The sequence below is a fragment of the Streptomyces sp. NPDC029296 genome (assembly GCF_055569255.1).
The window spans coordinates 1-10,493 of sequence record NZ_JBVHXT010000003.1 but is presented as its reverse complement, the minus strand read 5'-3'; the positions used below and the strand labels follow the sequence as shown (position 1 = coordinate 10,493).

The window sequence follows — 10,493 nt, the reverse complement described above, 5'->3', positions numbered from 1 at the left end:
GTGGGGGTGGCGAGGAGGGGAGAGAGGGGACCAAAAAAACTGGAACTCCGGCCCCCCCCCCCCCCCCCCCCCCCCCCCCGGGGCCGTCAGGCCCGGCTCCCGCGCGCGGTGGACGAGGCTCCGCCGAACAGCCGGGCGAGCGCCCGGAAGGGCAGCGTGACCACCGTCGCGACGGCTGAGCCGATCTGACGCAGGATGTCTGCGAGGGCACGGAACACGGCACGGTCTCCTCTCGTCGGGGCGACTTCGCGCACCGGGTACCTCGCCGCGGCCGGGGAAACCCGGCCCGGCGCCTCAGTCCGGCGCGGACACCGTCCAGGTGAAGCCCGGCCGCCGGCGCTCCAGGAACGCGGCGACCCCCTCCGCGGTGTCACCGCTGCCGCGCGCCCGCGCCGCCCAGTGCGCGTCCCGGTTGGTGCGGCCGGCCGTGAACTCCTTGGCGGCGGCCTGGGTGAGCTGCGAGCGGGACACCAGCACCCGGGTCAGCTCCGCGGTCCGCTTGTCCAGTTCCCCCTCGGGCAGCACCTCGTCCACCAGACCGGTGCGCAGCGCCCGCCCGGCGTCGATCAACTCGGCCGTGAACAGCAGGTACTTGGCGGTGGCCGGGCCGACCAGGGAGACGAGCCGGCGGGTCGAGGACGCCGGGTAGACGATGCCGAGCCGCGCCGGGGTCACCCCGAACAGCGCCCCTTCCTCCGCCAGCCGCAGGTCGCAGGCCGCCGCGAGCTGGGCCCCGCCGCCCACGCAGTGCCCGCGCACCGCGGCGACGGTCGGCTTGGGGAACGCGGCCAGGGCCTCCTCGGCCGCCACCGCGAGACCCTGCGCCTCCTGCGGCGAGCCCTGGAGCGTGCTGATGTCGGCGCCCGCGCAGAAGGTGCCGCCCTCGCCGGTCAGCACCAGCGCCCGCACGTCCGGGTCGGCCGCGAGCGTGTCCAGCAGCGGGGGCAGGGCCCGCCACATCGCCGTCGTCATGGCGTTGCGCTTGGCGGGATGACGGATCACCACGGTGGCGACGGAGCCGGCGACCTCGTGGGACAGCTGGGGAACCATGCGGCGGATCGTAGCGGAGGCGCCCCGGGACCCCGGCGGCGGAGCGGGCGGCCCGGCTTCCCTCGATCAGGCAAGGAGGTCGTCAAATATTTGACATTCGCATCGACGCCAGCAAGCTGTCCTACACGCGCGGGGGCCGTCTGCACGGGCCGGATCGTCCGTCGGCGGCAAGACTCGGTGTTGCCGGCCTTCCGCGGCGCCTCCGCGTGAACAGCGTGCTCGGGCCGGGGGTCGCGACGATGGCGAACGCGGTCACGGTGAACGCCGGCACGTTGTGCAGCACGGCCGCCGACGCAGTCGGCCACGTCCACCCGCGCATGCCTCTGGCTCGGCGCGTCCGTACTCGCCCGGCTCACCGTGACGGAGGACGGGACAACGTCCGGGCCCCTGGCCGTCACCCCTGGGCGCGGGCGGCGGCCCGAGGTGCCCTACTTCCTCCTGCGGAGGACCTGTGCGATCCCGAAAACGACGAAGCCGAGGATGGCGATCATGCCCGCCAGCCAGGTCGGGGCACCCCCGAATCCCTTGTAGGCCAGTACCGTCGTGCCCACCGACGCCTGCAACAACCCGAGCTCCTTCCCTCCCACCCTCCCCCTCCTCATGGCTCGCCCGGCCGGAATCATTCCCGCGTCGGGCAGGCAGGGCAGGAAAAGGTCACGTGTCCAGGCCAAGCACCCGGGTGATGCCGGGCGCCCTCGCGTCCCGGTTCGGCCCAGTTGGCGCAGCGGATCACGACCAGCGGCAGCAGGCCGGGATATCGGGCCGCATGGCGCACCGCCTCGTGACGGTTCCGCCCGTCGCGGTGGCAGAGGGTGAGGTGGCCCGGTCCGTTGTGCTCGGGCACAGGGCGGACGGCGCTGTGAGGACGTCCCGGGCGAACGGGCCCTCCAGGACGGCCGCGGGTACCGGTATGGCGGGTGAGGCCGCTGCAGGGCGGACCCCACTCAATCGACAGGGGCCCACAGGATCGAAACGACGGCGGGTCGCCCTGCCGAGCCGAGGTGTTGAGGGGCCTCATGATCGCGTGACAGGTTCTTCAAAAGTTCTTCATGGTTTCCGGCCTACCGTCATTCTGTCTGCCGCATCTGCGGCCGGGCGGGACAGGAGGAGTGGGAAAGTCGATGAGGGCGAACCGGGTATTACTGGCTGCGGTGGCATCGGTCTTGGCCTTCGCGCTGAGCGGCTGTGGCGGCGATGACGGCGGTGCGAAGGTTCCTTCGGCGGGCGGTGCCGGCACGTCCGCCTCGGAGCGGGCAAACGGGGACGGTGCGGGGGATGAGCTGGCCGAGTATGTGGAGGGCCAGCGCGACTGGGTGAAGTGCATGCGCGACAACGGCATCGACGTCCCCGACCCGGACGAGTCCGGGCAGGTCGACCTCTCCGGGCAGGGTCTCGCCCTCAAGAAGAACCCCAAGTTCGTCGATGCTTCGAAGGAGTGCTCCGCGAAGAAGCCCGCCGTCCCCGAGAGTGTTGAGGCGGCCAACCGGCCCAAGCTCACCCCTGAGCAGATCAAGACCAAGCGCGAATACGCCGAATGCATGCAGAAGAACGGCGCCCAGGACTTCCCCGACCCGGGCCCCGACGGCTACGGAGGCGACAACAACTCCGGTGAGCCCGAGTGGGATCAGAGCTCGGCCGGTGCGCAGCGGGCGACGCGCGTCTGCGCCCCCATCATCGGTGCACCGACCAACCCGCCGGCGGGCAAGGGCTGACGATGACCGAGACGGTGTCGCACATCGATGACGAGCCCCGAAAGGTGCCCACGCCGCCGCGCGGCAGGCGGGGTCGGCGTACGGCGCTGATCGCCTCCGCCGTTGTCGTGGTGGCAGCGGTCGCCGTGGTCGGCGCTCTCGGACTCGGCGGCGGGGATGACGGAGACCCGAGTGCCCCGCCGCGATCCGGCTCCGTCGTCTCGGTGACCCGGGCGACGCTGACCGAACGCACGTCTTTGGAAGGCCAGTTGGGATACGGCACGGAGCTGCCGCTGCCCGTGAAGGCACAGGGGACCGTGACCTGGCTGCCCAAGCCGGGCGCCACGGTCGAGCGCGGCGAAGAGCTGCTCCGGGTCGACGACCGGCCGGTCATCCTGATGTACGGGAGCCTGCCGATGTACCGGTCCCTGGGGCTGACGGCCCAGGAGAACGAGCAGGGGTCCGACGACCAGAACCCGGACGAGCAACAGCAGAACGGCGGAGGAGGGGCCGGCAAGTCCCCGAACCCTTCCGGGTCGGCGGTACTGGGGGGCGCCGGAACCGATAGGGGCTCCGGCCCCTCCCAGGCGCCGCGTGAGCTGAAGGGCATGGACGTCATGCAGTTCGAAGCAAACCTCGCCGCCCTGGGTTACACCGGCTTCACTGTGGACGAGAAGTTCACGAACCTCACGGCCGCCGCCGTCAAGCGTTGGCAGAAGTCGCTCGGTGTGGCCCGGACCGGCACGGTCGCCGTGGGCGACGTCATCTACTCGGCGAGCAAGGTACGGATCGGTCAGCCCGGCACTCGGCCCGGCTCCGCCGTCGGGGAGAACACCCTCACCTACACCGGGACCACTCGTAAGGTGACCGTCAACGCCTCCGCGACGGAGGCATCTTGGGCCGTGCGTGGCGCACGCGTCACGGTCAGGCTACCCAACGGCGACTCCGTGCAGGGCAAGGTGGCGGCGATCGGCAAGCAGGCGACCGCACCCGAGGGGGGCGGGGGCGAGGGCGGCGGAACGGGCCGGCCCGCCACGATCCCCGTGACCGTCACCATCGAGGAGCAGAGGGCCGTCGGTCGGTTGGAGAGCGGTCCCGTCACGGTCGAGTACGTGGGAAAGGAGGCGCGGGACGTGCTGACCGTCCCTGTTTCCGCGCTCGTCGCCCTCGCCGAGGGCGGACACGGCCTGGAGACCGCGGACGGTCGATTCGTCGCTGTGAAGACCGGGATGTTCGCGGACGGCAACGTCGAGGTCAGTGGTGCCGCGGTCCGCGAGGGCATGAAGGTGAGGATCCCCGAGTGAGCGGCGCGACGACGGTAGTGGAGTTCGACGCGGTCTCCAAGACCTATCCGGGCGGCGTGGCCGCCGTGCGGGACGTGAGCCTGCGCATCGGGCGTGGCGAACTGGTCGCGATCGTCGGTCCCTCAGGCTCAGGCAAGTCGAGCATGCTCAACCTTATGGGCAGCCTCGACCGACCGTCCGCGGGCCGGGTCCTCGTCGACGGCCACGACGTAGCGAGCCTGTCGGACCGGGAGGTCTCCGCTCTGCGGGCCACCCGGATCGGCTTCGTCTTCCAGCAGTTCCACCTGGCCGTGGGCGTCCCCGTACTGGACTCGGTCGCGGACGGACTGCTCTACGCGGGCATGCCCATACGCCGGCGCCGAGCCAAGGCGTCGGCCGCCCTGGAACGGGTCGGGCTCAGCCACCGCGTCCACCATCTCCCGCATCAGCTCTCCGGCGGCGAGCGCCAGCGCGTCGCCGTGGCCCGCGCCGTGGTCGGCGGACCGTCGGTGCTGCTGGCGGACGAGCCGACCGGCAATCTCGACTCGGCGTCGGGCGCGGCGGTGCTGACCCTGCTGCGCGAGCTGAACGCCGCGGGCACGACCGTCGTCGTCATCACGCACGACCGTGAGATCGCCGCCGAGCTGCCACGCCGCATCGAAATGCATGACGGCCGCCTGGTCGCCGACATCGAGCAGAGCACGACGATCGGGGCACCCCGGTGACCGGCCACACGACCGACTCCTCCCGGCAGGACGGCCGGGAGGCGGACCCCGAGACCGTCCGGATCCGGGCGCTGCCGCCCGGGTTCCCGGCGGCCGGAGCCCGGGAACCGTCACAACCGCGGGCCGGTCTGCGCGCCGCCCGGCTCAGCCCCGCGGACGTCATCCGGCTCGGTGGGACCGGCCTGCGGACCCGCCCGCTGCGGGTATTCCTGTCCGCCATCGGCATCGCCATCGGCGTCGCCGCCATGATCGCGGTGGTCGGGATCTCGGGCTCCGGACAGGCGGAGGTGGACCGTCGGCTGGACGCACTGGGCACGAACCTGCTGCGCGTCGCCCCGGGAGAGACTCTCGACGGCGCCGCGGCCAAGCTCCCCGTGGAGTCCGTGGCGATGATCGGGCGGGTCCCACCCGTGCAGCAGGTCGCCGCCACCGGGTCGACAGGGGCGCACGTCTACCGCAACGACCGCATCGCCGTCGGCCGCACCGGCTCCCTCGACGTCCTGGCGGTCGGCTCCGGCCTGCTCCCGGCCGTCGGCGGTCACGTCAGCAAGGGCCGCTGGCTGGACTCCGCGACGCAGGAGTACCCGGCCGTCGTGCTCGGCGCGACCGCCGCCCAGCGGCTCGACGTGTACACCCCGGGCACCCGGGTCTGGCTGGGCGGCCGCTGGTTCTCGCTGGTGGGCGTCCTCGATCAGGTGCAGCTCGCGCCGGAACTCGACAGCGCCGCGCTGGTCGGCTGGCCAGCGGCCAGGACGTACCTCCGCTTCGACGGACATCCGTCGACGATCTACGTCCGGGCGGAGGAAAGCCAGGTCACGTCGGTTCGGGCGGTGCTCCCGGCCACGGCCAATCCTGCGAAGCCCGGCGAGGTGCAGATCTCCCGGCCCTCCGACGCGCTCGCAGCCCGCGAGGCGACCCGGTCGGCGCTCACCGGGCTGCTGCTCGGCCTTGGCGGCGTCGCGCTCCTGGTCGGCGGGGTCGGCGTCGGCAACACCATGGTCATCTCGGTCCTGGAACGCCGGCCGGAGATCGGTTTGCGCCGGGCCCTGGGGGCGACGAAGGGCCAGATCCGCACCCAGTTCGTGACGGAGTCCCTTCTCCTGTCGCTGATCGGCGGCCTAGGCGGAACCGTTCTCGGAACGCTGATCACGGCCGGATACGCCTTCAGCCGGGACTGGCCGACGGTCGTCCCCGTCTGGGCGAGCGCGGCCGGCGTCGGCTCGACGCTGCTCATCGGCGTGATCGCCGGTCTGTACCCGGCCATCCGCGCGAGCCGGCTGTCACCGACAGAGGCGCTGTCCGGCACATGAGCAGGACAGCGTTCGGGGCGGGGGCGGAACCCGCAGCGCATGTACGAGCCGGCGCCGAGCATTCCGTACGAGGCAGGGGCGGCCTCATAGGAGACCGCCCCTGATGTGTTCTTATCGCGACGTGCTCAGCGCTCGCGCGGCATCAACACGGGGTGAAGCTGCCACCGTTGCTCAGCAGGTCGTCACGGACCCAGCCGTAGACGCCGGTCGCGTCGTTGCGCAGGTAGGTCCAGCTGCGGTCGTCGTTGCCTATCGTGTAGCAGTGGTAGTCCAGCGTGTGGTTGGAGTAGGCCACACCATTGATGCCACAGCTGGTGCTGGAGCCGCTGCGCTCGTTGGCGCCGTCGGCCCATTTGCCCCACGAACCGCCGTCCTTGTCCGAGGCCCCGGTGCCGCAGTTGGCGTGCGCAGCGGCCGGGGTAGCCGCGGCCATCGGGACGGCCAGGACGGCCATGGCGACGGCAGGAAGAATTGCCGCGAGTCGATGCTTCATTATGCAACCCCCACTTGAGGTCGTTCGTTGACGCTGCACCCAGACGCCTGACGGCGTCCAAGGAAAATGCAGCAGCCTTCGCACCAACCGGAGTGCGACTGCCGTAGCAACGATCACCTGCCGATGATCCTGAAGAAATCATTCCGCTGCCGACTGGCCATTTCTCTTTGCTGATTGACCTAGAGTGAATTGGGTGAAAATTCGTCACTCCTGAGGTTCGTTGACCGATTCCACACCCTTGTGAAAACCTCCCCGCAGCCCGACGGCAGTCCCGTGGCTCGGGAAACCCCATCGAAGGAGTCCTGGTGAGCGCACATTTCCCGAAGTCGGTGACGGGAGGGGCGCGATGAGCTTCCGGCTCCGGGTGCTCGGTGTGCTGATGCTGATCGCGGTGACTGCCACGGCCGCCACCGCCTGGCTCACCCTGCGGCAGGCCAACCGACAGGTACAGGAGGCCGTCGTTGCCGGCCAGAAGGAGGTCTCCCAAGTCATCGGCAAGCTGCGCGCGTACGGCTTCACACATGGCACCTGGGAGGATTTCGCACCGGTGGTCGCCGCGCTGTCGAAGGACACCGGGCAGCGCGTCCTGGTCGCCACGGAGACCGGCGCCCAGCTCGCCGACTCCGACACCCTCGCGGGCCGCGAGCCGCGCCCGCCGGGCAGTCAGCCCCCGGTTCTGGTCGATCCCCGCCCGGTGCTGCGATTCGACCGGAGCCTGGTGCCGAGCACGGTCGAGAAGCTGACCGCGGTGGCGATCGTCGAATACCGCGCGGCGGCGGCCGACGCGGCCTGCCTGACCCGGGCGGGGGCAGAGATGACAGTCCGAACCAACCGCATGGGCATCCCCGTGGTCACCGCTGGGAGCCGGCCCACCCAGTGCGTGGAGCCCCAGCCCGGCCGCGATCCTCAGCGAGTCCAGGATCTGACCGCGGCCAAGGCGTGCGAGGCCGACCAGCCGCTCGCCCCCTGCCTCCAACGCGTCTTCAACGAGCGCACCGCCTCCGTCGCCCCAGCCCGTCTCGAAGTGCGCCTCGGATACCAGGACGAGTCCCCGCCCACGATCGCCGCCGCCCCCACCATCGCCGTAGCCGTCGGGGTCGCGCTCGCCGCGATCCTTGGGGCGCTGCTGCTGAGCCGGGCCGTACTGCGGCCCGTGCGGGCCATGACGCTCGCTGCCGAGGGACTCGGCGAGGGGGATCTGCAGCGACGTGTTCCGGTCGCCGGGCGAGACGAGATCGCCCACCTCGGCAGAGCATTCAACCGCATGGCGGACTCCATCCAGGCCGGCGAGGATCGCCAGCGCCGTCTCACCGGCGACATCGCGCACGAGCTGCGCACCCCGCTCGCCAACCTGCGTGGCTACCTGGAGGCCCTGCGCGACGGGATCGTCGAGCCGACGCCCGAACTGCTCGACTCCCTCCACGAGGAGGCGCTGCTCCAGCAGCGGATCGTGGACGACCTCCAGGACCTCGCGCTCGCCGAGGCCGGCGCGCTCACGTACCACCGCTCCGAGGTCAACCTGCGAGATCTCCTCGAAGCCACCCGCACTGCGTACCGCGCCCGCGCCGGGACGGCGGGCGTGACGTTGGAGGTGGAGGCCCCGCACCCGGTGTACGTGTCCGCCGACGCGGACCGGCTCCGCCAGGTCGTCGGCAACCTCGTCGGCAACGCGCTGCGTGCCACGCCGTCCGGCGGGCGCGTGACACTGGCCCTCGTCCCGCACGGCGAACTGGCCGTCGTCGAGGTGCGGGACACCGGCAACGGGATACCGGCGGAACACCTGCCGCACCTCTTCGACCGCTTCTGGCGGGCGGACGCGTCACGGGGGAGGGCAACAGGCGGCAGCGGCCTCGGTCTGTCAATCGCCCGGCAGATCGTAACCGACCACCGGGGCACCATCGACGTGGCGAGCACGGTCGGGGTGGGCACCACGTTCACCATCACCCTGGGCGCGCACCCGGTCCCGCCCCTCTGAAGCATTCAGGTCCCGACGCCCTGAAGCCGTGCACGTCTCGGGGCGCCGAAACCGTTCTCCCTGGGCTCCGACAACTGCGCGTGAGGCGCCCCGGAACCGCTCAGGTTCCGTCCGCGAGCCGGTAACCCCGTCCATACACCGTCTCCAGCAGCCTCGGGCCTCCCGGCATCTCCAGCTTCCGCCGCAGGTTCATCACATGCGCGTCGACCGTCCGCTCCAGCACGTCCTGATCGAAGCCGAAGACCCGCTCGATGATCTGCGCCCGGGTGAAGACCCGCCCGGGCTCGCGGGCCAGCGACTCCAGGATGGAGAACTCCCTCGCAGTCAGCGTCACCGGCCGGCCCGCGACCCGGGCCTCGAACCGCGCGGTGTCCAGCTCTACCTCGCCGACCCGCAGCAGCGTCGTTCCGGCCGACGCCGACTTCCTGGCCCGCCGCAGCAGCGCCCGTATGCGCGCGGTCAGTTCGCGCGGGCTGTAAGGCTTGGCGAGGTAGTCGTCTGCGCCGAGGTCGAGCCCGAGGAGCATGTCCTCCTCGGTCGTGCGGGCAGTGAGCAGCAGGATGGGGACGTCCGCGGTGCCCGGCTCGGTTCTCAGGATGCGGCACACGTCGAGTCCGTCAACGTAGGGCAGCATCACGTCAAGCACGATCAGATCGGGCCGGATCGACCGCGCTCTCTCCAAAGCGGCGCGACCGTCGGCCACGACCTGCACCGCATGGCCCTCCCGCTCCAGATAAATCCGGATCAGCCGAGACTGTTTCTCGTCATCCTCAGCGACCAAAATCCGAGCGCTCAACGCTTCTCCCCCAACGAGATCCTGCGAGTTCCAGCACCGTAATACAGAACCGGCCGAGCATTTCGGTCACCGGTACGGTCGCCCCTGGCCCGGCAGGATTCCCGAAAGACGTTACCGCGAGCTGTTTCCAACCTAATGATAGGGCGGGTTGGCAACCCTGACAGCGGGCATGAAGAAGGCTGCTGTCGGCTCGGAGCTTTGTGGTCGGCCGCCGGCTTTGGCCGGTGGCAGGTCCTTGGATCACCCGCAACGGCGATGGCGTCACGTGGCGGGGCCGGAGTCATCGACCGGGTACGGGCGGCTCCTCGGCCACCCCCGTTGAAGTCGTCGCCGCTGATCCGCGCCAGCCGCCCTTGCGGGGTGCGCCGGATCAACGGGGTCATCCGGCTCTTGCCCGCGCCGGCAGGTCCGGCGTGATCAGCTCGTCGAAGATCCAGCGGTGTTCCCCGGCGGCTCCGCCAGGACCGTCGCCCGCTCGGCATCGCGCCGTACCGCCAGCGCCCAGTCCCGGGGCAGCCGCGGATCGTGCGCACGCCGGTCCGCCTCGGCGGGCCAGCGGCGGAAGACACCCGTCTCCGCCGCACCCCACGGTCGCGCCCGCTCGGCCGGCAGCGCCTCACGCGCGCCTGCCGGACGCCTCCACCGCCCGTCAGCGGTGGGGTCGTTGACGTAGTGCACCTCGGCGGCCGCCGCACGACGACCACCCGGTCCACCAGGCGCCACACCTCGATGCCGGCGAAGACCTCGGGCAGCGCCGCCGCGCACACGCGTCATGGTCGTCCCACGCCACGTACCGGGCCCGCCCCTCCTCGGCGAACTCGGGTAGCGGTCCGGCACTCCGAGCTGGCTGACCGCTTCCGGCACCACCAGCGCCACGAACTCCGCCCGGTACCCGGCCCAGGGGCAGGCGGCCGCCGAAACCCGCCAGCAACAGCGCCTTCAAGAGCAGCAGCTCGCCGCCCGCGCTGACGAGTTCGCCGCGCTCGCCCGAGCCTGCGGGCCGGGCGAACCCGTACAACCCGACTAGGGTCCGTCTTCAAAGATCATCGGGTGGTGGATCATGGTGGGGTGATAGGTCGCCATGAACTCACTGATCAGGAGTGGGAGTTGCTCGCTCCGCTGATACCGCGAGCCGCGACAGGCCGACCCCGGGTGGCAGACCGGCAGGTC

The 10,493-nt window shown here is 71.2% G+C and carries 10 protein-coding genes; 5 read left to right on the top strand and 5 right to left on the bottom strand.

The genetic code is table 11. The annotated features are described in order from the left end of the window. Positions 1-86: 86 nt before the first annotated feature. The 3 genes from ACZ4W9_RS03100 to ACZ4W9_RS03090 all read right to left on the bottom strand — a co-directional run bounded on the left by ACZ4W9_RS03100 (position 87) and on the right by ACZ4W9_RS03090 (position 1,637). Positions 87-218, bottom strand: coding sequence for an LPFR motif small protein (locus ACZ4W9_RS03100; RefSeq protein ID WP_467932782.1), 132 nt, complete (start codon positions 216-218; stop codon positions 87-89). 76 nt (positions 219-294) lie between these two features. Continuing rightward, complete coding sequence (locus tag ACZ4W9_RS03095; RefSeq protein WP_467932781.1) at positions 295-1,050, bottom strand: enoyl-CoA hydratase/isomerase family protein; 756 nt, start codon at positions 1,048-1,050, stop codon at positions 295-297. A gap of 428 nt (positions 1,051-1,478) precedes the next feature. After that, positions 1,479-1,637, bottom strand: coding sequence for a hypothetical protein (locus ACZ4W9_RS03090; protein WP_467932779.1), 159 nt, complete (start codon positions 1,635-1,637; stop codon positions 1,479-1,481). A 534-nt stretch (positions 1,638-2,171) separates the two neighbouring features. On the opposite strand from ACZ4W9_RS03090, the gene ACZ4W9_RS03085 reads away from it, so the two are divergent. The 4 genes from ACZ4W9_RS03085 (at position 2,172) to ACZ4W9_RS03070 (ending at position 6,059) form a co-directional block, all read left to right on the top strand. Then, positions 2,172-2,762, top strand: a complete 591-nt coding sequence (locus ACZ4W9_RS03085) for a hypothetical protein (protein WP_467932778.1) — start codon at positions 2,172-2,174, stop codon at positions 2,760-2,762. 2 nt (positions 2,763-2,764) lie between these two features. Beyond that, positions 2,765-4,045 (top strand): peptidoglycan-binding protein, encoded by a 1,281-nt coding sequence (locus ACZ4W9_RS03080; protein WP_467932777.1) that lies wholly within the window; start codon positions 2,765-2,767, stop codon positions 4,043-4,045. Continuing rightward, positions 4,042-4,749 (top strand): ABC transporter ATP-binding protein, encoded by a 708-nt coding sequence (locus ACZ4W9_RS03075; RefSeq protein ID WP_467932776.1) that lies wholly within the window; start codon positions 4,042-4,044, stop codon positions 4,747-4,749. The genes ACZ4W9_RS03080 and ACZ4W9_RS03075 overlap by 4 nt, the downstream gene beginning before the upstream one ends. 71 nt (positions 4,750-4,820) lie before the next feature. Next, on the top strand, positions 4,821-6,059 hold the full coding sequence (locus ACZ4W9_RS03070) for an ABC transporter permease (protein ID WP_467933106.1): 1,239 nt from the start codon (positions 4,821-4,823) through the stop codon (positions 6,057-6,059). A 142-nt stretch (positions 6,060-6,201) separates the two neighbouring features. Here the strand turns inward: ACZ4W9_RS03070 and ACZ4W9_RS03065 are convergent, their stop codons facing one another. Beyond that, positions 6,202-6,552, bottom strand: a complete 351-nt coding sequence (locus ACZ4W9_RS03065) for an SH3 domain-containing protein (RefSeq protein ID WP_467932774.1) — start codon at positions 6,550-6,552, stop codon at positions 6,202-6,204. Positions 6,553-6,898: 346 nt separating this feature from the next. On the opposite strand from ACZ4W9_RS03065, the gene ACZ4W9_RS03060 reads away from it, so the two are divergent. Further along, positions 6,899-8,527: a sensor histidine kinase gene (locus ACZ4W9_RS03060; protein ID WP_467932773.1), complete on the top strand. Its 1,629-nt coding sequence runs from the start codon at positions 6,899-6,901 to the stop codon at positions 8,525-8,527. Between the two features lie 100 nt (positions 8,528-8,627). Here ACZ4W9_RS03060 and ACZ4W9_RS03055 read toward each other — a convergent pair whose 3' ends face one another. Continuing rightward, positions 8,628-9,323, bottom strand: a complete 696-nt coding sequence (locus ACZ4W9_RS03055; protein ID WP_467932772.1) for a response regulator transcription factor — start codon at positions 9,321-9,323, stop codon at positions 8,628-8,630. Positions 9,324-10,493 lie beyond the last annotated feature (1,170 nt).